The following is a 21,751-nucleotide window of genomic DNA, read 5'->3' on the forward strand; positions in this document are numbered from 1 at the left end:
GCAGCGACGGAGGGGGAGGGGGAGCGACGGTGACGACGACCACGGCCCCGGCGGCGCGGACCGCGCCGGGGGGCGCGCCGCGCGTGCTCCTCGCCCCCGACAAGTTCAAGGGCTCGCTGTCCGCGGGCGAGGTCGCCGCCCACCTGGCGGCCGGCCTGCGCCGGGCGGTGCCCGGCGTCGTCGTCGACGAGCTCCCCGTGGCCGACGGCGGCGAGGGCACCCTCGAGGCCGCCCTCGCCGCCGGCCACACCGCGGTGGACGTGGTCGCGACCGGCCCCCTCGGGGAGCCGGTGGCGACCCGGTATGCCCGCCGCGGCGGCACGGCGGTGATCGAGATGGCCGCGGTCACCGGGCTCGCGATGGTGCGCCCGACGGCGGCGACGGCGCTGGCCGCCACGTCCCGCGGCCTCGGCGAGGTGATCGCGCACGCCCTCGACGCCGGGGCGCGCGAGATCGTCATCGGCGTCGGAGGCTCCGCCAGCACGGACGGCGGGTCCGGCATGCTCGCCGCGCTCGGCGCGCGGCTGTCGGGCCCGGCAGGCGACCTCGCGGACGGCGGCGGCCACCTGCACGGGCTGGTCGACGTCGACCTCTCGGGTCTGCACCCCGCCCTCGCGGACACGGAGATCGTGCTGGCGAGCGACGTGGACAACCCGCTCCTGGGCGACCACGGCGCGGCCGCCGTGTACGGGCCGCAGAAGGGGGCCGACCAGGGCACGCTCGCCGAGCTGGAGCTGGGGCTGGCCACCTGGGTGGACGTCCTGGCGACCGTCGGCGTCACCGGCGCCCGCGGGTACGCCGCGGCACCCGGCGCGGGTGCGGCCGGCGGCGTCGGCTTCGCCTGCCTGCTGCTCGGCGCCGAGCGGCGCCCCGGCGTCGACGAGGTGCTCGCCCTCACGGGCTTCGCCGACCGCCTCGCCGGGGTGGACCTCGTCGTCACCGGCGAGGGCAGCCTCGACGGGCAGTCCCTGCACGGCAAGACGCCGGTGGGCGTCGCCGCCGCGGCCGCCGCGGCCGGCGTCCCCACGGTCGCCGTGTGCGGTCGCACCACCCTGAGCCCCGAGAGCGCCGCCGCCGCCGGTCTCCGCGCCGTGCACGCCCTCACCGACGTCGAGCCGGACGTCGCCCGCTGCATCGCCGAGGCGGGCCCGCTGCTCGAGACCCTCGCCGCGCGGTTCGCCGACCACCTCCCGGTGCCTGCCGCGACGGACACCGTGACGACCCCGATGGAGAACGCATGAGCACCGCCACCCACGACCTCGTCGTCCGCGCCGCCCGCGCGCTGACCCCCGACGGCGAACGTGCCGTCGAGGTCGGCGTCACCGACGGCCGGATCGCGGCGGTCGTCCCGCTGGGCACCGGGCTCGCCGGCGCCGAGGTGCTCGAGCTCGCCGAGGACGAGGTGCTGCTGCCCGGCCTGGTGGACTCGCACGTGCACGTCAACGAGCCCGGTCGCACCGAGTGGGAGGGCTTCGCCACCGCCACCCGCGCCGCGGCCGCCGGCGGCGTCACGACCATCGTCGACATGCCGCTCAACTCGCTGCCGCCCACGACCTCGGTCGCGAACCTGGAGGTCAAGAAGCAGCGCGCGGTGGACCAGGCGTTCGTCGACGTCGGCTTCTGGGGCGGCGCGGTGCCCGGCAACACGGCCGACCTGCGGCCCCTGCACGACGCGGGCGTGTTCGGCTTCAAGTGCTTCCTCGCGGACTCGGGGGTGCCCGAGTTCGGGCACCTCGAGACCGACGAGCTGCGCGCCGACCTGGCCGAGCTGACCGAATTCGGCGGACTGCTGATCGTGCACGCGGAGGACCCGGGCACGCTCGAGGACGCCCCGCAGGAGCCCGGCCGGGCCTACAAGGACTTCCTCGCGTCGCGCCCCGCGAAGGCGGAGTCGACGGCCATCGCCGCGCTCATCGACGCGGCGCGCACCACGGGCGGCCGCGCGCACGTGCTGCACCTGTCGGACGCCGACTCCCTGCCGATGATCGCCGCCGCGCGCGCCGAGGGCGTCCGGCTGACGGTCGAGACCTGCCCGCACTACCTGTCGCTGGACGCCGACCACGTGCCGGACGGCGCGACGGCGTACAAGTGCTGCCCGCCGATCCGCGAGCAGGACAACCAGGACCGCCTCTGGCAGGGCCTGCGCGACGGCCTGATCGACATCGTCGTCACGGACCACTCGCCGGCCACGGCCGAGCTCAAGCAGCCGGCCTCCGGCGACTTCGCCGAGGCGTGGGGCGGCGTGGCGTCGCTCCAGCTCGGTCTCGCCGTCGTGTGGACCGAGGCGCGCCGCCGCGGCGTCCCGCTCGCCCAGGTCGTCGGGTGGATGTCCGCCGGACCGGCCGCGCTGGTCGGCCTGGAGCGCAAGGGCGGCATCGCCGTCGGCAAGGACGCGGACCTCGCGGTCTTCGCCCCCGACGCGACGTTCGTCGTCGACCCGACCCGCCTGCACCACAAGAACCCGGTCACGCCGTACGCCGGCCGCGACCTCACGGGCGTGGTGCGGCGCACCCTGCTGCGGGGGCGCGACGTGGGCGACGAGCCCGCCGGCACCCTGCTGCGCCGCGGCGAGGCCTGACCCCCGGGTCACGGCCCGCCACGGTTCCCCCGTCACACCGAGAACGAACAGGACACCCCGCGATGACGCGACTCCAGCCGGGCGACACCGCCCCCGACTTCACCCTGACCGACGCCGCCGGCGCCGCCGTGTCCCTCGCGGACGTGCGCGCCGGGGCGGACAAGGGCGTGGTCGTGTACTTCTACCCGAAGGCGGGCACCCCCGGGTGCACCACCGAGGCCTGCGACTTCCGCGACAACCTCGCGTCGCTCGCCGGGGCCGGGTACGCCGTCGTCGGGGTCTCCGCGGACCCCGTCGAGGACATCCGCGCCTTCGTGGAGTCGGAGCGCCTGACGTTCCCCCTGCTGAGCGACGCGGACCACGCGGTGGCCGACGCCTACGGCACGTGGGGGCCGAAGACGATCGGCGGCCGGACGTTCGACGGGGTGCACCGCTGCACGTTCGTCGTCGACCCGGACGGCACGCTCCGCAGCGCGGAGTACGACGTCGAGGCGACGGGCCACGTGGCCGCGCTGCGCGCGCGGCTCGTGGGTGCCTGAGCCAGGCTGGACCCGCTAGGGTTCACCTCAGGCGATTCCGCTAGGCGTAATCAGACTTTCACCATGCAACGTTCCGCAGAACAAGGAGGGACTGTCGTGGAGCTCCCCGACGGCCTGACCATCACCGCCGAGATCGGTGAGCGCGACAACGAGGTGCTCACCCCGGCCGCGCTCGACCTCATCGCGACCCTGCACCGGCAGCTCGGCGCCCGCCGCCTCGAGCTGCTCGACGCGCGGGCCCGCCGCCGCAGGTCGCTCGCCGACGGGGGCACGCTCGACTTCCTGCCCCAGACGGCGCACATCCGTGCCGACGACTCCTGGAAGGTCGCGGCCCCGGCCCCCGGCCTGGTCGACCGCCGCGTCGAGATCACCGGCCCGACCGACCGCAAGATGACGGTCAACGCGCTCAACTCGGGCGCGAAGACGTGGCTCGCGGACCAGGAGGACGCCAACACGCCGCAGTGGCGCAGCGTGGTGGGCGGCCAGCTCAACCTGCTCGACGCGATCGAGCGCCGGATCGACTTCACCAACGAGGCGGGCAAGTCCTACGCCCTGGCGCCCGACGAGGAGCTCGCGACCATCATCGTGCGCCCCCGCGGGTGGCACATGAACGAGAAGCACGTCCTCGTCGACGGCGAGCAGACGTCCGGCGGGCTCGTGGACTTCGCGCTCTACGTCGCGACGGCGGGCCTGCGGCAGATCGAGAAGGGCCTCGGGCCGTACTTCTACCTGCCGAAGATGGAGTCGCACCTCGAGGCACGCCTGTGGAACGAGGCGTTCGTCATCGCGCAGGACGCCCTCGGCATCCCGCGCGGCACGATCCGCGCCACGGTGCTCATCGAGACCATCCCGGCCGCGTTCGAGATGGAGGAGATCCTCTACGAGCTGCGCGACCACTCGGCCGGCCTCAACGCGGGCCGCTGGGACTACCTGTTCTCGGTGGTGAAGAACTTCCGGACCCGCGGCGAGGAGTTCCTGCTGCCGGACCGCAACCAGATCACGATGACGGTGCCGTTCATGCGGGCGTACACCGAGCTGCTCGTGGCGACCTGTCACAAGCGCGGCGCGCACGCGATCGGCGGCATGGCCGCGTTCATCCCGAGCAAGGACGCCGAGGCCAACGCGCAGGCGTACGCGAAGGTCCGCGCGGACAAGGCCCGCGAGGCCGGCGACGGCTTCGACGGCTCCTGGGTGGCGCACCCGGGCATGGTCGCCACGTGCAAGGAGGTCTTCACCGAGGTGCTGGGGGAGCGGCCGAACCAGATCGACCGCACCCGCGACGACGTGCACGTGACCGCCGCGGACCTGCTGTCCGTGGACAGGACGCCGGGCACGGTCACCGAGGCGGGCCTGCGTAACAACGTGTCCGTGGGCATCCAGTACCTGCGCGCCTGGCTCGGCGGCCTCGGGGCCGTCGCCATCTTCGGCCTCATGGAGGACGCCGCGACCGCGGAGATCTCCCGGTCGCAGGTGTGGCAGTGGCTGCACAACGGGGTCGTCCTCGCCGACTCGGGCGAGAAGGTGACCCGCGAGCTGGTCGACCGCGTCGTCGAGGAGGAGGTGGCGAAGCTCCCGGGCGACGCCGCCGACTACGACGAGGCGCGGACCACCTTCATGGAGGTCGCCGTCGCCGACGAGTACATCGACTTCCTCACGACGGCCGCCTACGAGCGGATGGACTGAGGAACCCGGCACGCTCGGCTGCGACGGGGGCGCCGAGCACCGCCGGTGCGTGACGGCCGGGACCATGGTCCGTGTGACATGGTCCCGGCCGTTTCGTCATGCGGGGACAACGTCCCGGACACGTGCCGACCACTAGACTGGCGGCCATGTCCACCATCTCCCGAGACGAGGTCGCGCGCGTCGCCGCCCTGGCCCGGATCGACCTGCGCGACGACGAGGTCGACCGGCTCGCCGGCGAGCTCGACGTCATCGTCGACTCGATCGCCCGCGTGAACGAGGTCGCCACCCCCGACGTGCCCGCGACGAGCCACCCGCTGCCCATGACCAACGTGTTCCGCGAGGACGTGCCGCAGCCCGCGCTGCCCGTGGCGGACGTGCTGGCCGCCGCGCCGGACGCCCAGGACGGGCGCTTCGCCGTGCCGCAGATCCTCGGGGAGGAGTGAGATGACGGACCTGACCCGCCTCAGCGCGGCGGAGCTCGCCGACGCCCTGGCCCGCAAGGAGGCCTCGAGCGTCGAGGTCACGCGCGCGCACCTGGACCGCATCGCGGCGGTCGACGGCGACGTGCACGCGTTCCTGCACGTGAGCGACGAGGACGCGCTGGCCACGGCCGCCGACGTCGACGCCCGCCGCGCCGCCGGCGAGGAGCTGCACCCGCTGGCCGGCGTGCCGATCGCCGTCAAGGACGTCGTCGTGACGAAGGGCATGCCCTCGACCGCCGGCTCCAAGATCCTCGAGGGCTGGATCCCGCCCTACGACGCGACGCTCGTCGAGAAGATCCGGGCCGCGGGCCTGCCGATCCTCGGCAAGACGAACATGGACGAGTTCGCGATGGGCTCCTCCACGGAGCACTCCGCGTTCGGCAACACCCACAACCCGTGGGACCTCGACCGCATCCCGGGCGGCTCGGGCGGCGGCTCGGCGGCCGCCGTGGCCGCCTTCGAGGCGCCGCTCGCGATCGGCACCGACACGGGCGGCTCGATCCGCCAGCCGGGCGCCGTCACGGGCACCGTCGGCGTCAAGCCGACCTACGGCGGGGTCTCCCGCTACGGCCTCATCGCGATGGCGTCGTCGCTGGACCAGGCCGGGCCCGTGACCCGCACGGTCCTGGACTCCGCGCTGCTGCACGAGCTCATCGGCGGGCACGACCCCCGCGACTCCACGTCCATCCCCGAGGCGCTGCCGCCGCTGGTCGAGGCCGCCCGCGCCGGCGCGCTGGGCGACCTGTCCGGGCTGCGCGTGGGCGTCGTGACGCAGCTGCAGGGCGAGGGCTACCAGCCGGGCGTGCTGGCCCGGTTCCACGAGTCGCTCGAGCTGCTGACCCAGGCCGGTGCCGAGGTCGTCGAGGTCTCCTGCCCGAGCTTCGACTACGCGCTCGCCGCGTACTACCTGATCATGCCGGCGGAGGCGTCGAGCAACCTCGCGAAGTTCGACGGCATGCGCTTCGGCCTGCGCGTCGAGCCGACCGACGGGCCGATCACCGCCGAGCGCGTCATGGCGGCCACCCGCGGCGCCGGCTTCGGCGACGAGGTCAAGCGCCGCGTCGTGCTCGGCACCTACGCCCTGTCGGCCGGCTACTACGACGCCTACTACGGCAGCGCGCAGAAGGTCCGCACCCTCATCCAGCGCGACTTCGCCGCGGCGTTCGCGCAGGCCGACGTGCTGGTCTCGCCCACGGCGCCCACCACGGCGTTCCCGCTGGGGGAGAAGCTGGACGACCCGCTCGCGATGTACCTCAACGACGTCGCGACCATCCCGGCCAACCTCGCGGGCGTGCCGGGCATCTCGGTGCCCAACGGCCTGTCCGACGACGGCCTGCCCGTCGGGTTCCAGATCCTCGCGCCGGCTAAGGCGGACGACCGCCTCTACCGTGTCGGCGCCGCGCTCGAGTCGGCCCTCGAGTCCACCTGGGGCGCCCCGCTGCTGTCGCGCGCACCCCAGCTGGGCTGACGAACGGAGATCATCGCTGTGACCACCACGACCCCTGCTCTCGTCGCCTACGACGACGCCGTGCGCCGGTACGACCCGGTGCTCGGCATCGAGGTGCACGTCGAGCTCGGCACCCGCACCAAGATGTTCTGCGCGGCGGAGCAGTCGTTCGGCGCGGAGCCGAACACGCAGACCACGCCGGTCTCGCTCGGCCTGCCGGGCGCTCTGCCCGTCGTCAACGGGACCGCCGTCGAGTACGCGATCCGCATCGGCCTGGCGCTCAACTGCCAGATCGCGGAGACCTGCCGCTTCGCCCGGAAGAACTACTTCTACCCGGACGTGCCGAAGAACTTCCAGACGTCGCAGTACGACGAGCCGATCGCCTTCGAGGGGTGGCTCGACGTGGAGCTCGAGGACGGCACGGTGCACCGCGTCGAGATCGAGCGCGCGCACATGGAGGAGGACGCCGGCAAGAACACCCACGTCGGCGGCTCCGCGGGCCGCATCCACGGCGCCGAGTACTCGCTGGTCGACTACAACCGCGCCGGCGTCCCGCTGGTGGAGATCGTCACCAAGCCGATCACCGGCGCGGGGGAGCGGGCGCCCGAGGTGGCCCGCGCCTACGTGCAGGCGCTGCGCGACATCTTCCGCGTGCTGGGCGTCTCCGAGGCCCGCATGGAGCGTGGCAACGTCCGCGCCGACGTCAACCTCTCGCTGCGCCCGACGCCCGAGTCCCCGCTCGGCACGCGCACCGAGACGAAGAACGTCAACTCGTTCCGGTCGGTCGAGCGGGCGGTGCGCTACGAGGTCTCGCGGCAGGCCGCGCTCCTCGACGCGGGGCAGACCGTGATCCAGGAGACGCGCCACTTCCACGAGGAGGACGGCTCGACGTCGCCCGGCCGCGTGAAGTCCGACGCCGAGGACTACCGGTACTTCCCGGAGCCGGACCTCGTGCCGGTCGCCCCCTCGCGCGAGTGGGTCGAGGAGATCCGCGCCACCCTGCCCGAGCTGCCGCAGGCCCGGCGCCGCCGCCTGCACGATGAGTGGGGCTTCGCGGACGCGGAGATGCGCGACGTCGTGAACGCGGGCGCGCTCGACCTCGTCGAGGCCACGGTGGCCGCGGGCGCGAGCCCGGCCGCCGCGCGCAAGTGGTGGATGGGCGAGCTGGCCCGCCGCGCCAAGCAGGACGAGGTCGAGCTCGCCGAGCTCGCGATCACGCCCGCGCAGATCGGCGAGCTCCAGCAGCTCGTCGACTCCGGCCGGATCAACGACAAGATCGCCCGGCAGGTGCTCGACGGCGTGCTCGCCGGCGAGGGCGACCCGGAGGCGGTCGTCGTGGCCCGCGGCCTGGAGGTCGTCTCCGACGACGGCCCGCTCCTCGAGGCGATCGACGCGGCGCTCGCGGCCCAGCCGGACATCGTGGAGAAGGTCCGCGGCGGCAACCAGGGCCCGGTCGGCGCCATCATCGGGTCCGTCATGAAGGCCACCAAGGGGCAGGCGGACGCCAAGCGCGTGCGCGAGCTGGTGCTGGAGAGGATCGGCTGATGCGCTCGCCCGTCCTGCACGGGGAGCTCGTGCGCCTGCGCGCGCTCGAGGCCGGGGACGCCGACCGCCTGTGGGCGTCGCTGCGCGACCCCGACAACGGCCGGCTCTCGGGGATGGGCACCAGCGGTGCCTCGTCCCGCGCCGAGGTGGGCTCGTGGGCGGCGGACGCGGCGGACCTGCCCGGGCGGTACGACTGGGCGGTCACGTCGGCGGCCGTGCGGGACGGGGAGCTCGTCAGCGACGACCTCCTGGGCGAGATCTCGCTCGACCAGGTGGACCTGCAGCTGATGTCGGCCAACCTGCGCCTGCGGATGATGCCCGACTACCGCGGCCGCGGGTACGGGCGCGAGGCCATCGGCGAGGTGCTGCGGTTCGCGTTCGACCGCGCGGGCGCCGGGCTGGGCCTGCACCGGGTGAGCCTCGCCGTGACGAGCATCAACCCCCGGGCGCGCGCCCTGTACGACTCGCTCGGCTTCCGCGAGGAGGGTCGCCTGCGCGACGCCTTCCGCGACGGGCAGGGCTGGGCGGACGCCATCGTCATGGGCATCCTCGAGGACGAGTTCCGCGCGGGGGCCGGCACGGACTGAGCGCCCCGCCCCACGCACGACGACGCCGGCACCCGCGACCCCGCGGGTGCCGGCGTCGTCGTGTCCGGGGCGGTCGCGGTCGTCTGTCGCCGTCGGCGCGGCGAGGATGGGGAGGTCGCTTGACCGCCGGGACGCGCTCGCACTAATCTCACAGAGCAGAATCTGAATTCCACTGAACGAAAGAACCGGGGTTCAGTCGCCAGGACCACGAGCGAGGAGAGCGTGACGATGACACAGCCAGGGCCGCAGACCACCCGCTACTACACCCCGCAGGGCGGGCTGCCCGGGCAGGAGGAGCTGCTGACCGACCGGGCGATCGTCACCGAGGCGTACACCGTCATCCCGCGCGGCGTGCTCCGCGACATCGTCACCTCCAACCTGCCGGGCTGGGACAGGACGCGGCTGTGGGTGCTCGCTCGCCCCGTCGAGGGCTTCGCGACCACGTTCGCGCAGTACGTCGTCGAGGTCTCCCCGGGCGGCGGCACCGACCGCGGCGAGGTCGAGGAGACCGTGCAGTCGGTCGTCTTCGTCACCGAGGGCACCCTGGTGCTCACCGTCGGCGGCGCCGAGCACGTCCTCGAGCCCGGCGGCTACGCCTACCTCGCGGCCGGCGACGCCTGGGCGCTGCACAACCGCTCGGACGCCAAGGCCGCGTTCCAGTGGGTCCGCAAGGTCTACGAGCGTGTCGACGGCTACGAGGCCAAGACCTTCGTCACCCGCGAGCAGGACGTCGAGCCCCGCCCCATGCCCGACACCGACGGCGCCTGGGCCACGACCCGGTTCGTCGACCCCGACGACCTCGCGCACGACATGCACGTCAACATCGTGACGTTCCAGCCCGGCGGCTCCATCCCGTTCGCGGAGACCCACATCATGGAGCACGGCCTGTACGTGCTCGAGGGCAAGGCGGTCTACCGCCTCAACGGCGACTGGGTCGAGGTGCAGGAGGGCGACTTCATGTGGCTGCGCGCCTTCTGCCCGCAGGCCTGCTACGCCGGCGGCCCCAAGCCCTTCCGCTACCTGCTCTACAAGGACGTGAACCGGCAGGTGCGGCTGGACCGGCGCTGACCGTCGGGGTCGGGCCGACGACACGTCACCGGCGGCGCGCGCGCTCGAAGTCGTCGAGCGCGACGCGCCGCTCGTGCGCGTGGTCGACGACCGGGGCCGGATAGGCCTCCGGCGGCGCGGGCAGCTTCCACGGCTCGTGCACGCCGCGGCCGGGGACGTCTCGCAGCTCGGGCACCCAGCGGCGCACGTAGTCGCCGTCCGGGTCGAACTTCTTCCCCTGGGTCACCGGGTTGAAGACGCGGAAGTACGGGGCCGCGTCGTGCCCGGTGCCCGCCACCCACTGCCAGTTGAGCTGGTTCTGCGACACGTCGCCGTCCACCAGGTGGGCCATGAAGTGTGCCGCCCCGCGCTGCCAGCGCACGTGCAGGTCCTTGACGAGGAACGACGCGACCACCATCCGCACCCGGTTGTGCATCCACCCGGTCGCGAGGAGCTCGCGCATCCCGGCGTCCACGAGCGGGTACCCGGTGCGCCCCGCGGCCCAGGCCTCGAAGGCGCTGTCGCCGCCGGCGCCCGTCGCCCAGGAGTCGTCCGGCACGACGGCGCGCAGCGGGCGGGCGCGCGCGTCCGGACGGTGGTGCAGCACGTCCGCGTGGAACTCGCGCCACGCCAGCTCGGAGCGGAACGTCGCGACGTCGTCCGCGGGCGCCCCGCCGGCCTGCGCCTCGCCGAGGTCGGCCAGCAGCGTCCGCGGGTGGACCTCCCCCCAGCGCAGGTGCACGGACATCGCGGACGTGCCCGCGCGGTCCGGCCGGTCCCGGTCCGTCCCGTAGGTCGCGAGGCCGTCGCGCAGGAACGTGTGCCACCGGCGCCGGGCGGCGTCCTCGCCGGCGCGGGGCAGGTGCTCGGCGGTCGGTGCGGCGTCGGGCAGGTCGTCCGTGCGCAGCGACGCCCAGGGGATCTCGCGCGGTCGCGGCGCCGGCGCCCGCCAGCCGTGCTCCAGCCACGCGCCGCGGAACGGGGTGAACACCTGGTAGGGCGTGCCCGCGCCGGTGCGCAGCCGGCCCGGCGAGACCGCGTACGCGGAACCCGTGCGGACCAGGCGGGCGCCGGCCCCGGCCAGCGCGGCCTCCACGGCCTCGTCCCGGCGCCGGCCGTACGGCTCGTGGCTCGCGGCCACGTGCACCTCGGCGGCGCCCACGCTCCCGGCGACGCCCGGCACGACGTCGCGGGGGTCGCCGCGGCGGAGCACCAGCCGGCCGTCGCAGGTGGCGTCGAGGGCGCGGAGGGAGGCGACCAGGTACGCCAGGCGGTTCGACCCCGCCGCCGCCCACAGCGCGTCGTCCAGGACGTAGAGCCCCACGACCTCGCCGCCGCCGGCGCGGGCCGCCTCGACGGCGGCCACGAGAGCGGGGTTGTCGGCGAGGCGCAGGTCGCGGCGGAACCAGAGCACGCTCGTCGTCGGCATCCGCCCACCGTACGTGCCCGCCCGGCTCCCGACCGGATCCCCACCCGACCCCCACCCGACCCCGACCGGGTCCCGACCGCGGCGGAGGTGCGGGTGGAAGCCCGGTCACCGGTCGCAGGTCGCCGGTCCCGGTGTCAGAGTCGACTCCATGACCGATCAGGCGCCGACGGCGGCGCCGCACCCGGAGCACGAGGGGGACCGCGCCTTCTTCGGCCACCCGCGCGGGCTGATGACGCTCGCCACCACGGAGGCGTGGGAGCGGTTCAGCTACTACGGGATGCGCGCCATCCTGCTGCTCTACCTCACGGACACCGTGGCCAACGGCGGCCTCGGGATGGACGCGACGACCGGCGCCGCGTTCGTCTCCATCTACGGCACGTCCGTCTACCTGCTGTCCGTGGTCGGCGGCTGGCTGGCCGACCGCGTGATCGGGGCGCGCCGGTCCGTCCTCTACGGCGGCATCATCATCGCCGCAGGGCACGTGTCCCTCACCGTGCCGACCTACGCCTTCTCGATGCTCGGCATCGGCCTGGTCGCCTTCGGCACCGGGCTGCTCAAGCCGAACGTGTCCTCGATGGTCGGCGAGCTGTACTCCCGCGACGACCCGCGTCGTGACCCGGCCTTCTCGATCTTCTACATGGGGATCAACCTGGGGTCGTTCTTCTCGCCGTTCATCGTCGGCTTCGTGCAGCGCCAGTGGGGCTACCACGCGGGCTTCTCCGTCGCCGCGATCGGCATGGGCATCGCGCTGGTCTTCTTCGTCGCCGGCTACAAGTACCTCGGCAAGGCCGGCACGGACGTGCCGAACCGGATCACGCCGGCGGACCGGCCCGCGGTGGTCCGCCTCGGCCTGATCGTGGTGGGCGCCATCGTGGTCGCGACCCTCCTGGCCGTGCTGATGGCCGGCGGGTGGGGCACCGGCACCTTCATCGACGCGGTGTCCTACCTCGCGCTGGCGACGCCGGTCGTGCTGCTGACCGTCATGTACCGGTCGAAGCGGGTGACGGACGCCGAGCGCCCCCGGGTGGTCGCCTACGTGCCGCTGTTCATCGCGGCGATGCTCTTCTGGATGATCTTCGAGCAGGCGGCGACGACGCTGACGCAGTTCGCCGCGGACCGCACCGACCTGACGCTGTTCGGCATCGAGCTGTCGCCGGCGTTCTTCCAGTCGATCAACCCGGCGTCGATCATCATCCTGGCGCCCGTGTTCGCGTGGCTCTGGACGAGGACGGGCGACCGGCCGCCCACGGCCTACAAGTTCGTCATGGGGCTCACGCTCGCGGCGCTGTCGTTCCTGTTCCTCGCCTGGATGTCCGAGGTGTTCGCGGGCGAGCTGGCACCGCCGTGGGTGCTCGGCGGTGTGTACGTCATCCAGACGCTCGGCGAGCTGTGCCTGTCGCCGGTCGGCATCGCGGCCACGACGCTGCTGGCGCCCCGGGCCTTCCGGGGTCAGGCGATGGCGCTGTGGTTCCTCTCGTCCGCCGCCGGCCAGGCGATCACCGCGCAGACGATCGAGGCGACGGAGGGGGTGTCGGACACGGCGTACTTCGGCGGGATCGGGGTCGTGGCGCTCGCGTTCGCGGGCATCCTGCTGCTGCTCGCGCCGTGGGTCACGCGGCACATCCGCCACGCCGACGAGATGGAGCGCACCCACAGCGCCGGCGCGTGACGCGCCGGCGCCGTGGGGTGCCGGCGTGCGGTCAGCGCAGCCAGGTGGCGCTGCCCGGCACCGGCGAGGCGGCCCAGGCGCGACCGAGGCCCCAGGTGTCGCCGGCGCGGGTGAGCGCCAGCGTGACGAGCAGCGTCGCGTACAGCAGGTGCTGGTCGACGACGGGGTTCTGCGAGCCCGCGGCGAACGGCCAGACGGAGGCCCAGAGGGAGAGCATGAGCAGGCCGCCGGCCACGGCGGCGACGCGCAGCCCGACGCCGAGCAGCAGGGCCAGGCCCGTGCCGAGCATGCCGAGCATGAAGAGCCAGTCGACGACGGGGCCGGACATCGCCGCGAAGCCGGCGGCGAGCGGGCTCTCGATGGAGCCGAGGTAGCCGGCCGTGGGGGAGGAGCCGGACAGCCACGCCCGCTCGGCGGGGGTGGCGTAGCCGAGGCCGAACGTCTTGTCGAGGACGGGCCACAGGAAGACGCCTGCCAGGAGGATGCGACACAGCGCCAGGGCGCGGCGCGCGGCCGGGCGGGTGACGACGTGCGTGGCGGCGTCCTCCTCGGCGCGGGTGCGGGCGGAGGTCGTGGTGCGGGTCGTGCTGCTGCCTGCGGCGGTCGCGGTCATGAGTGAGCTCCCTGATCGTGGTGCGCTGCGTGGTGCTGGGGTCGGGTGACCCGGTGCGGCCGGCCCCCCGTCGGGCCGGTCGCGCGAGGGCGTGGTCCGCCGGACGACGTCTTCGTCGGATTTGGATGGATCACTGACGAACCGTCCCCAACATGCCAAGGTTGCCTGGGCGTCGCAACCGTTTCGTGATCTTCGTGGCGTTTCAGCAGGCAAAACGACCATAGTTCGGACGATTGCCCGCGATGCGGGACGGCGGGCGTAGCGTGCACGTGCGCGCCGTCCGTGACGGCGTGGCACCACTCGTCGAAGGAGCTGACATGAGCCGTCCCCTGCGCTCTCGGACGTCCACCCACGGTCGCAACATGGCCGGTGCCCGCGCGCTGTGGCGCGCCACCGGCATGGGCGCGGGCGACTTCGGCAAACCGATCATCGCGATCGCGAACTCCTACACGCAGTTCGTCCCCGGGCACGTCCACCTCAAGGACATGGGCGACCTCGTGGCCTCCGCCATCCAGGAGGCCGGCGGCGTGGCGAAGGAGTTCAACACCATCGCCGTGGACGACGGCATCGCGATGGGCCACGGCGGCATGCTCTACTCGCTGCCGAGCCGCGACCTCATCGCCGACTCCGTCGAGTACATGGTCAACGCGCACTGCGCCGACGCCCTCGTGTGCATCTCGAACTGCGACAAGATCACGCCGGGTATGCTCAACGCGGCCCTGCGCCTCAACATCCCGGTGATCTTCGTGTCCGGCGGGCCGATGGAGGCCGGCAAGGCGATCGTCGCCGACGGCGTCGCGAAGACCCCGCTCAACCTCATCAACGCGATCAACTACTCGGCCGACGACAACGTGTCCGACGAGGCGCTCGCCCAGGTCGAGGAGAACGCCTGCCCCACCTGCGGCTCGTGCTCGGGCATGTTCACCGCGAACTCGATGAACTGCCTCACCGAGGCGCTGGGCCTGTCGCTGCCGGGCAACGGCTCGACGCTGGCCACGCACGCCGCGCGCAAGGAGCTCTTCCTCGAGGCCGGGCGCACCATCGTCGACCTGGCCAAGCGGTACTACGACGACGAGGACGACTCGGCCGCGCCCCGGTCGATCGCCACCAAGGCGGCGTTCTCCAACGCGATGGCCCTCGACGTGGCGATGGGCGGCTCCACCAACACGGTGCTGCACATCCTGGCCGCGGCGCAGGAGGGCGAGATCGACTTCGACCTCTCCGACATCGAGCAGATCAGCCGCCGCGTGCCGTGCCTGAGCAAGGTGGCGCCGAACCACCCGGACTACCACATGGAGGACGTGCACCGCGCCGGCGGCATCCCCGCCCTGCTGGGCGAGCTGGACCGCGCCGGCCTGCTCGACCACGACGTGACGTCCGTGCACTCGCCCACGCTGCGCGGATGGCTCGACGACTGGGACGTGCGCGGCGGCAAGGCCACCGACCGCGCGGTCGAGCTGTTCCACGCCGCGCCCGGCGGGGTGCGCACCACGCAGGCCTTCTCGACGTCGAACGTCTGGGAGAGCCTCGACACGGACGCGGCCGGGGGCTGCATCCGCGACCTCGAGCACGCGTACACCGTGGAGGGCGGGCTGGCCGTGCTGCGCGGCAACCTGGCCGAGGACGGCGCCGTGTTCAAGACGGCGGGCGTCGACCCGGACGTCTTCCACTTCGTCGGCACCGCGCTGGTCTGCGAGTCGCAGGAGGACGCGGTCGAGAAGATCCTCACCAAGCAGGTCCAGCCGGGCCACGTCGTGGTGGTGCGCTACGAGGGCCCGTCCGGCGGCCCGGGCATGCAGGAGATGCTCTACCCGACGTCGTTCATCAAGGGCCGCGGCCTGGGCAAGGTCTGCGCGCTGATCACCGACGGCCGGTTCTCGGGCGGGTCGAGCGGCATCTCCGTGGGCCACGTGTCGCCGGAGGCGGCCGCGGGCGGCGTCATCGGGCTGGTCGAGGACGGCGACGAGATCGAGATCGACGTCGACACCCGGCTGATCCGCCTCAACGTGCCGGACGAGGTGCTCGCCGAGCGCCGCGCCAAGATGGAGGCCCGGGAGAACCCGTGGCAGCCGGAGAACCGCGACCGCTACGTGTCCCCGGCCCTGCAGGCGTACGCCGCGATGGCGACGTCCGCGGACCGCGGCGCCGTGCGGGACGTGTCGCTCATCGCGCGCCGCTGACGCCGCCGGGCGCCGGGTCGCCCCGGCGCCCGGTGTTGCACGATCTGGTCGGGCGTCACGTTCGTGGCATAGGCTCGCCGCATGGTCGACCAGCCGCCGCAGCCTGCCCCGACGTCCGCCGCGCCCAACGAGCGGGAGCTCGAGCCGGAGATCGTCACCGACCTGCGCGAGCGCATGACCTACGGCTCGTACCTGCACCTGGACCGCCTGCTGGCCGCCCAGGAGCCGATCAGCACGCCGGCGCACCACGACGAGATGCTGTTCATCGTGCAGCACCAGACCACGGAGCTGTGGCTCAAGCTGGTGCTGCACGAGCTCGTCTCCGCCCGCGACCTCCTCGCGGCGGACGAGCTCGGGGCGGCGCTCAAGCGCATCGCCCGCGTCAAGCACGTGCAGCGCACGCTCACCGAGCAGTGGTCCGTCCTCGCGACCCTCACGCCGAGCGAGTACGCCCAGTTCCGCGGGTTCCTCGGCAACGCCTCCGGCTTCCAGTCCTGGCAGTACCGGGCGGTCGAGTTCCTGCTCGGCAACAAGAACGCCCGCATGCTCGCGGTGTTCGACGCCGAGCCCGAGGCGCGCGCCGAGCTCGCCCGGCTGCTGGCCGAGCCGAGCGTGTACGACGAGTTCCTGCGCTACCTCGCCCGGCACGGCCACGACGTGCCGCAGCGGGTGCTCGACCGCGACGTCACCATCGCGCACACGCTCGACGACGACCTCGTCGAGGTGTTCCGCCGCATCTACGCCGACCCCGAGTCGGACTGGTCGGCGTACGAGACCTGCGAGGAGCTCGTCGACCTCGAGGACAACTTCCAGCTCTGGCGCTTCCGCCACATGAAGACCGTGCTGCGCATCATCGGCACCAAGCGCGGCACCGGGGGCTCCAGCGGCGTCGGGTTCCTGCAGCGGGCGCTCGACCTCACGTTCTTCCCCGAGCTGTTCGCCGTGCGCACCGAGATCGGGGCGACCGCCGGCCCGGGCGCGCGGTCGTGACCGGCCCGCTCCTCGTGCCCCCGGGCCTCGCCCCGGTGGTCCTCCCCGCAGACGTCCCGCCGGAGGTGCGGAGCCGCCTGGCCGGCTCCGGCACCCTGCTGCCGCCGTTCACGGACGCGCACGTGCACCTGGGGCTGGTGGACCCGGCGCCGCTGCGGTCGCGCGGCGTCGCCGCCGTGCACGACCTGGGTGGGACCCCGGCCGACGTCGCGGCCCTGGCCGGCGACCCGGCGCTCCCGCGCGTCGCGTACGCGGGGGCGTTCCTCACCGCGCCGGGCGGGTACCCGAGCGACCGGGCGTGGGCCCCGGCCGGCTGGGTCGAGGAGGTCGCGGGCCCGGCGGACGCCGTCGCGGCCGTGGACCGGCAGGTCGCCGCGGGGGCGTCGTTCGTCAAGGTCGCGCTGCACGCCGACGCCGGGCCGACCCCCGACGACGCCACCCTGGCCGCCGTCGTCGACCGGGCGCACGCGCACGGGCGGGACGTCGTCGCGCACGCCGAGGGGCCGGGCCAGGCGGCGCGGGCGTTCGCGGCGGGCGTCGACCGGCTGGCCCACGCCCCGTTCAGCGAGCGCCTGCCCGACGAGCTGCTCGTGGCCATGGCCACCCGCGGGACGACGGGGGGCTCCAGGGCGCCGGGCCCCCTGACCTGGCTCAGCACGCTCGACATCCACGGCTGGGGCTCTCCCACGCCCGAGCACGAGGTGGCGCTCGACAACGTCCGCCGCTTCGCCGTGGCGGGCGGACGCGTCCGCTACGGCACCGACCTCGGCAACGGACCGCTGCCCGTGGGGCTGAACGCCCGCGAGCTCGCCGCCCTCGCGGCGGCCGGCCTCGGCCGGCGGTCGCTGCTCCAGGCGCTGGTCGGCGACGAACCGCCTGCCGGCCTCGTGTCGTTCGTGCCGGGCCCGGCGCCCGCGCGGGCGGACGTCGGCGCGGTCCACGCGGCCTGGCTCGCGCGCGCCGTCGTGCTCGACCTCGCCGACCTGCGGGACCCCGCCTTCGTCCCGCCCACCGCCACCGACCAGCCCGCCGACCAGCCCGCCGACCAGCCCGCCGACCAGCCCGCCGACCAGCCCGCCGAACCTGGAGGAGCCGCATGACCACCGACGCCGCCACCCGTCGCGACCGCGCCGCCGCGCTCGACGCCGCCGACCCGCTGGCCCGGTTCAGGGCCGCGTTCGTCGACTCCGCGGAGGTGACCGCCTACCTCGACGGGAACTCGCTCGGCCGCCCGACGAAGGCGTCGGCCGAGCGGCTCGCCCGCTTCGCGCCCGAGGTGTGGGGCGCGCGCCTCATCCGCGGCTGGGACGAGGAGTGGTACGACCTGCCCCTGCGCGTCGGCGACCGCATCGGCGCGGTGGCCCTCGGCGCGGCACCGGGCCAGACGTTCGTCGCCGACTCGACGACGGTCGTCCTCTACAAGCTGGTGCGCGCGGCGCTGTCCGCGCCGCGGGCGGCCGGGCGCGACGAGATCGTCCTGGACTCCGGCAACTTCCCGACCGACCGCTTCGTGCTGGAGGGCGTCGCCCGCGAGCACGGCGCCACGCTGCGCTGGATCGCGCCGGACCACGACGGCGGCGTGACGCCCGACCAGGTCTCCGCGGTGCTGGGCGAGCGGACGGCGCTGGTCGTGCTGAGCCACGTCGCGTACCGCTCGGGGTACGTGAGCGACGCCGCGGAGATCACGCGGCGCGCGCACGACGCCGGCGCGCTGGTGCTGTGGGACCTGTGCCACTCCGCCGGCGCGGTGCCCGTCGCGCTCGACGGCTGGGGCGCCGACCTCGCCGCCGGCTGCACCTACAAGTACCTCAACGGCGGCCCGGGGTCGCCCGCGTTCGGCTACGTGCGCGCGGACCTGCAGGACGAGCTGGTGCAGCCGATCCAGGGCTGGATGGGCAGCGCCGAGCCGTTCGAGATGGGCCCCGCCTACGCGCCGCACGCCGGCGTGCGGCGCTTCCTGTCCGGCACGCCGGCGATCGTCGGGATGCTGGCGATGCAGGACATGCTCGACCTGGTCGCCGACGCCGGCCTGGACGCCGTCCGCGCCAAGTCGGTGGCGCTCACCCGGTTCGCGCTGGAGCTCGTCGACGACCTGCTCGTGCCCCTGGGCGTGCGGGTCGCGTCGCCGCGGGACGACGAGCGCCGGGGCAGCCACGTGACCGTCGACCACGACGCGTTCGCCGACACCCTGCCGCTGCTGTGGGAGCGCGGCGTGATCCCCGACTTCCGCCGCCCGAACGGGCTGCGCCTCGGCCTCTCGCCGCTGTCCACCTCGTTCGACGAGGTGCGCGTCGGCGTCGAGGCGGTGCGGGACGCGCTGGTCGGGGTCGCGGGGGCCGGCGCCGCGCGGGTCGAGGGCACCGCGTGATCCTGGACGACCTGGACGCCCGCCCCGGCAGCGCGACGTCGCTGCTGCGCACGGTCGTGGGCCTGTACGCCCGCGACCTGGGCGGGCACCTGGCCGCGGCGGACCTCGTCGCGCTGCTCGGCGCGGCAGGCGTCGCGCCCGGCGCGGCGCGGTCGGCCGTCTCGCGGGCGAAGTCGCGGGGCCTGCTCGAGGCCGAGGAGTCCGGCGGGCGGGCGGGGTACCGCCTCGCGCCGGGCGCGGAGGAGATGCTCGAGCGCGGCGACCGGCGGATCTTCGCCTACCGTCCGCAGGGCGACCGCGACCCGTGGTGCCTGGTGTCGTTCTCGATCCCCGAGGCGCGGCGCGACGCGCGCCACCGGCTGCGCCGCAGCCTGGCCGGCATCGGGTGCGGCACGGTCGCGGACGGGCTGTGGATCTGCCCCGGCCACCTGGCCGACGAGGTCGAGGGCATCCTCGACGGGCTCGGCCTGCGCGACGCGGCCACGGTGTTCCTCACCGGCACGCCCCGCGTCGCCGGGGCGCTCGCGGACGCCGTCGCCCGCTGGTGGGACCTGCCGCTCCTCGCGGGGGCGCACCGGGCGTTCCTGGCGGCCCACCCCGACCCGGCCGCCGGGGAGGCGCTCGACCCGGCCGCGGCGTTCGCGCGCTGGGTGCGTGCCGTCGACGACTGGCGGCCCCTGCCGTACCGCGACCCCGGGCTGCCGCCGGGCGTGCTGCCGGACGACTGGCCGGGGACGGCGGGCGTCGCGCGGTTCGCCGCGCTGCGCGCCGCGCTGGCCGCGCGCGCCGCCGCGCACGTGCGGGCCGTGGTCCCTACGCTCGGTCCATGAGCGCCGACGCCGCAGCCACCCCGGACCTCAAGCCCCGTTCCCGCCAGGTCACCGACGGTCTGGAGGCGACGGCCGCCCGCGGCATGCTGCGCGCCGTCGGGCTCGGGGACGACGACTTCGCGAAACCGCAGATCGGCGTCGCGAGCTCGTGGAACGAGATCACGCCCTGCAACCTCTCGCTGGACCGGCTGTCGCAGGCGGTGAAGCACGGCGTGCACGCGGGCGGCGGCTACCCGCTGGAGTTCGGCACCATCTCGGTCTCCGACGGCATCTCGATGGGGCACGAGGGGATGCACTTCTCGCTCGTGTCCCGCGACGTCATCGCGGACTCCGTGGAGACGGTGATGCAGGCCGAGCGCCTCGACGGCTCGGTGCTCCTCGCCGGCTGCGACAAGTCGCTGCCGGGCATGCTCATGGCGGCCGCGCGGCTCGACCTCGCGAGCGTGTTCCTCTACGCCGGCTCGATCATGCCCGGCTGGGTGAAGCTCTCCGACGGCACGGAGAAGGACGTCACGATCATCGACGCGTTCGAGGCCGTGGGGGCCTGCGCCCGCGGGCTGATGAGCGAGGAGGACGTCGGCCGGATCGAGCGCGCCATCTGCCCCGGCGAGGGCGCGTGCGGCGGGATGTACACCGCCAACACGATGGCGTCCGCCGCCGAGGCGCTCGGGATGTCGCTGCCCGGCTCGGCCGCACCGCCGTCCGCGGACCGCCGTCGCGACGCCTTCGCCCAGGCCTCCGGCGAGGCCGTCGTCGAGCTGCTGCGGCGCGGCATCACCGCCCGGCAGATCCTCACCAAGGAGGCCTTCGAGAACGCGATCGCCGTGGTGATGGCGTTCGGCGGGTCCACGAACGCCGTGCTGCACCTGCTCGCCATCGCGCACGAGGCGGAGGTGGAGCTCACCCTCGACGACTTCTCCCGGGTCGCGGACCGCGTGCCGCACCTCGGCGACCTCAAGCCGTTCGGCCGCTACGTCATGAACGACGTGGACCGCATCGGCGGGGTGCCCGTGGTGATGAAGGCGCTGCTCGACGCGGGTCTGCTGCACGGCGACTGCCTCACCGTCACCGGCCGCACGGTCGCGGAGAACCTCGCGGACATCGACCCGCCCGACCCGGACGGCAAGATCCTGCGGGCGCTGGACCGGCCGATCCACCCGACGGGCGGCATCACGATCCTGCACGGGTCGCTCGCCCCCGAGGGCGCGGTGGTGAAGTCGGCGGGCTTCGACTCCGACGTCTTCGAGGGCACGGCCCGCGTCTTCGAGCGGGAGCGCGCCGCGCTCGACGCCCTCGAGGACGGCACGATCACCGCCGGCGACGTCGTCGTGATCCGCTACGAGGGCCCCAAGGGCGGGCCGGGGATGCGCGAGATGCTCGCGATCACGGGGGCGATCAAGGGCGCGGGGCTCGGCAAGGACGTGCTGCTCGTGACCGACGGGCGGTTCTCCGGCGGCACCACCGGGCTGTGCGTGGGGCACATCGCGCCCGAGGCGGTCGACGCCGGGCCGATCGCGTTCGTGCGCGACGGCGACCGCATCCGCCTCGACGTCGCGCGCAAGACGCTCGACCTCCTCGTCGACGACGCGGAGCTGGAGTCCCGCCGGGACGGCTGGGCGCCGCTGGCGCACGGGTACACGCGGGGTGTCCTGGCCAAGTACACGAAGCTGGTGCAGTCGGCCTCGCGCGGGGCCGTCCTGGGCTGAGCGACCACCTGGCGGTCGCCCGTCGACCGGGAGGCGCGCGGGGGGGGGGGCAGGATTG

The 21,751-nt window shown here is 74.2% G+C and carries 18 protein-coding genes; 16 read left to right on the plus strand and 2 right to left on the minus strand.

Annotated features, from left to right (window positions below; translation table 11 throughout):
• Positions 1-29 precede the first annotated feature (29 nt).
• From ACFU5J_RS18030 to ACFU5J_RS18070, 9 genes are all read left to right on the plus strand, one after another.
• A complete protein-coding gene (locus tag ACFU5J_RS18030; protein ID WP_430576444.1) occupies positions 30-1,241 on the plus strand; it encodes a glycerate kinase in 1,212 nt (403 codons plus the stop codon).
• Positions 1,238-2,578 (plus strand): allantoinase AllB, encoded by a 1,341-nt coding sequence (allB, locus tag ACFU5J_RS18035; RefSeq protein ID WP_430579648.1) that lies wholly within the window; start codon positions 1,238-1,240, stop codon positions 2,576-2,578. The genes ACFU5J_RS18030 and allB overlap by 4 nt, the downstream gene beginning before the upstream one ends.
• A gap of 62 nt (positions 2,579-2,640) precedes the next feature.
• Positions 2,641-3,117, plus strand: coding sequence for a thioredoxin-dependent thiol peroxidase (gene bcp, locus ACFU5J_RS18040; protein WP_430576442.1), 477 nt, complete (start codon positions 2,641-2,643; stop codon positions 3,115-3,117).
• A gap of 63 nt (positions 3,118-3,180) precedes the next feature.
• Positions 3,181-4,800: a malate synthase A gene (aceB, locus tag ACFU5J_RS18045; RefSeq protein ID WP_430576441.1), complete on the plus strand. Its 1,620-nt coding sequence runs from the start codon at positions 3,181-3,183 to the stop codon at positions 4,798-4,800.
• Between the two features lie 146 nt (positions 4,801-4,946).
• Positions 4,947-5,243, plus strand: a complete 297-nt coding sequence (gatC, locus tag ACFU5J_RS18050; RefSeq protein ID WP_380323985.1) for an Asp-tRNA(Asn)/Glu-tRNA(Gln) amidotransferase subunit GatC — start codon at positions 4,947-4,949, stop codon at positions 5,241-5,243.
• A gap of 1 nt (position 5,244) precedes the next feature.
• Entirely contained in the window at positions 5,245-6,750 is a 1,506-nt protein-coding gene (gene gatA / locus ACFU5J_RS18055; RefSeq protein ID WP_430576440.1) for an Asp-tRNA(Asn)/Glu-tRNA(Gln) amidotransferase subunit GatA, read from the plus strand.
• Between the two features lie 18 nt (positions 6,751-6,768).
• Positions 6,769-8,274 carry an Asp-tRNA(Asn)/Glu-tRNA(Gln) amidotransferase subunit GatB gene (gatB, locus tag ACFU5J_RS18060; RefSeq protein WP_430576439.1) on the plus strand — a complete coding sequence of 502 codons (1,506 nt, stop codon included), beginning with the start codon at positions 6,769-6,771 and terminating at the stop codon, positions 8,272-8,274.
• On the plus strand, positions 8,274-8,861 hold the full coding sequence (locus ACFU5J_RS18065) for a GNAT family N-acetyltransferase (RefSeq protein ID WP_430576438.1): 588 nt from the start codon (positions 8,274-8,276) through the stop codon (positions 8,859-8,861). The genes gatB and ACFU5J_RS18065 overlap by 1 nt, the downstream gene beginning before the upstream one ends.
• A gap of 228 nt (positions 8,862-9,089) precedes the next feature.
• Positions 9,090-9,929, plus strand: a complete 840-nt coding sequence (locus ACFU5J_RS18070) for a bifunctional allantoicase/(S)-ureidoglycine aminohydrolase (RefSeq protein ID WP_430579673.1) — start codon at positions 9,090-9,092, stop codon at positions 9,927-9,929.
• A gap of 25 nt (positions 9,930-9,954) precedes the next feature.
• Here the strand turns inward: ACFU5J_RS18070 and ACFU5J_RS18075 are convergent, their stop codons facing one another.
• A complete protein-coding gene (locus ACFU5J_RS18075) occupies positions 9,955-11,337 on the minus strand; it encodes a cryptochrome/photolyase family protein (RefSeq protein ID WP_430579649.1) in 1,383 nt (460 codons plus the stop codon).
• A 148-nt stretch (positions 11,338-11,485) separates the two neighbouring features.
• On the opposite strand from ACFU5J_RS18075, the gene ACFU5J_RS18080 reads away from it, so the two are divergent.
• On the plus strand, positions 11,486-13,006 hold the full coding sequence (locus ACFU5J_RS18080; RefSeq protein WP_430579650.1) for a peptide MFS transporter: 1,521 nt from the start codon (positions 11,486-11,488) through the stop codon (positions 13,004-13,006).
• A 31-nt stretch (positions 13,007-13,037) separates the two neighbouring features.
• On the opposite strand, the gene ACFU5J_RS18085 is transcribed toward ACFU5J_RS18080, so the two are convergent.
• Positions 13,038-13,619 (minus strand): DoxX family protein, encoded by a 582-nt coding sequence (locus ACFU5J_RS18085; RefSeq protein ID WP_430579651.1) that lies wholly within the window; start codon positions 13,617-13,619, stop codon positions 13,038-13,040.
• A gap of 317 nt (positions 13,620-13,936) precedes the next feature.
• Here ACFU5J_RS18085 and ilvD (ACFU5J_RS18090) point away from each other — a divergent pair, with 317 nt between their 5' ends.
• From ilvD (ACFU5J_RS18090) to ilvD (ACFU5J_RS18115), 6 genes are all read left to right on the plus strand, one after another.
• Positions 13,937-15,799, plus strand: a complete 1,863-nt coding sequence (ilvD, locus tag ACFU5J_RS18090; protein ID WP_430576434.1) for a dihydroxy-acid dehydratase — start codon at positions 13,937-13,939, stop codon at positions 15,797-15,799.
• 81 nt (positions 15,800-15,880) lie between these two features.
• On the plus strand, positions 15,881-16,789 hold the full coding sequence (locus ACFU5J_RS18095) for a tryptophan 2,3-dioxygenase (protein WP_430579652.1): 909 nt from the start codon (positions 15,881-15,883) through the stop codon (positions 16,787-16,789).
• Positions 16,790-16,824: 35 nt separating this feature from the next.
• A complete protein-coding gene (locus ACFU5J_RS18100) occupies positions 16,825-17,889 on the plus strand; it encodes an amidohydrolase (RefSeq protein ID WP_430579653.1) in 1,065 nt (354 codons plus the stop codon).
• A complete protein-coding gene (locus tag ACFU5J_RS18105; RefSeq protein WP_430579654.1) occupies positions 17,886-19,157 on the plus strand; it encodes a kynureninase in 1,272 nt (423 codons plus the stop codon). Before ACFU5J_RS18100 ends, ACFU5J_RS18105 begins: the two co-directional genes overlap by 4 nt.
• On the plus strand, positions 19,154-19,987 hold the full coding sequence (locus ACFU5J_RS18110; RefSeq protein ID WP_430579655.1) for a PaaX family transcriptional regulator C-terminal domain-containing protein: 834 nt from the start codon (positions 19,154-19,156) through the stop codon (positions 19,985-19,987). Before ACFU5J_RS18105 ends, ACFU5J_RS18110 begins: the two co-directional genes overlap by 4 nt.
• The gene (ilvD, locus tag ACFU5J_RS18115; RefSeq protein WP_430579656.1) at positions 19,984-21,693 is read left to right on the plus strand and encodes a dihydroxy-acid dehydratase; all 1,710 of its coding nucleotides are present in this window, start codon (positions 19,984-19,986) and stop codon (positions 21,691-21,693) included. The genes ACFU5J_RS18110 and ilvD (ACFU5J_RS18115) overlap by 4 nt, the downstream gene beginning before the upstream one ends.
• The last annotated feature ends 58 nt before the right edge of the window (positions 21,694-21,751 follow it).

Source organism: Isoptericola sp. NPDC057559, assembly GCF_042801555.1.
GTDB lineage: Bacteria > Actinomycetota > Actinomycetes > Actinomycetales > Cellulomonadaceae > Isoptericola.

Coding starts and splice junctions, on each gene's coding strand:
- allB (WP_430579648.1), top strand. CDS start 1,238: ATGAGCACCGCCACCCACGACCTCGTCGTCCGCGCCGCCCGCGCGCTG.
- bcp (WP_430576442.1), top strand. CDS start 2,641: ATGACGCGACTCCAGCCGGGCGACACCGCCCCCGACTTCACCCTGACC.
- aceB (WP_430576441.1), top strand. CDS start 3,181: ATGCAACGTTCCGCAGAACAAGGAGGGACTGTCGTGGAGCTCCCCGAC.
- gatC (WP_380323985.1), top strand. CDS start 4,947: ATGTCCACCATCTCCCGAGACGAGGTCGCGCGCGTCGCCGCCCTGGCC.
- gatA (WP_430576440.1), top strand. CDS start 5,245: ATGACGGACCTGACCCGCCTCAGCGCGGCGGAGCTCGCCGACGCCCTG.
- ACFU5J_RS18065 (WP_430576438.1), top strand. CDS start 8,274: ATGCGCTCGCCCGTCCTGCACGGGGAGCTCGTGCGCCTGCGCGCGCTC.
- ACFU5J_RS18070 (WP_430579673.1), top strand. CDS start 9,090: ATGACACAGCCAGGGCCGCAGACCACCCGCTACTACACCCCGCAGGGC.
- ACFU5J_RS18075 (WP_430579649.1), bottom strand. CDS start 11,337: ATGCCGACGACGAGCGTGCTCTGGTTCCGCCGCGACCTGCGCCTCGCC.
- ACFU5J_RS18080 (WP_430579650.1), top strand. CDS start 11,486: ATGACCGATCAGGCGCCGACGGCGGCGCCGCACCCGGAGCACGAGGGG.
- ACFU5J_RS18085 (WP_430579651.1), bottom strand. CDS start 13,619: ATGACCGCGACCGCCGCAGGCAGCAGCACGACCCGCACCACGACCTCC.
- ilvD (WP_430576434.1), top strand. CDS start 13,937: ATGAGCCGTCCCCTGCGCTCTCGGACGTCCACCCACGGTCGCAACATG.
- ACFU5J_RS18095 (WP_430579652.1), top strand. CDS start 15,881: ATGGTCGACCAGCCGCCGCAGCCTGCCCCGACGTCCGCCGCGCCCAAC.
- ACFU5J_RS18105 (WP_430579654.1), top strand. CDS start 17,886: ATGACCACCGACGCCGCCACCCGTCGCGACCGCGCCGCCGCGCTCGAC.
- ilvD (WP_430579656.1), top strand. CDS start 19,984: ATGAGCGCCGACGCCGCAGCCACCCCGGACCTCAAGCCCCGTTCCCGC.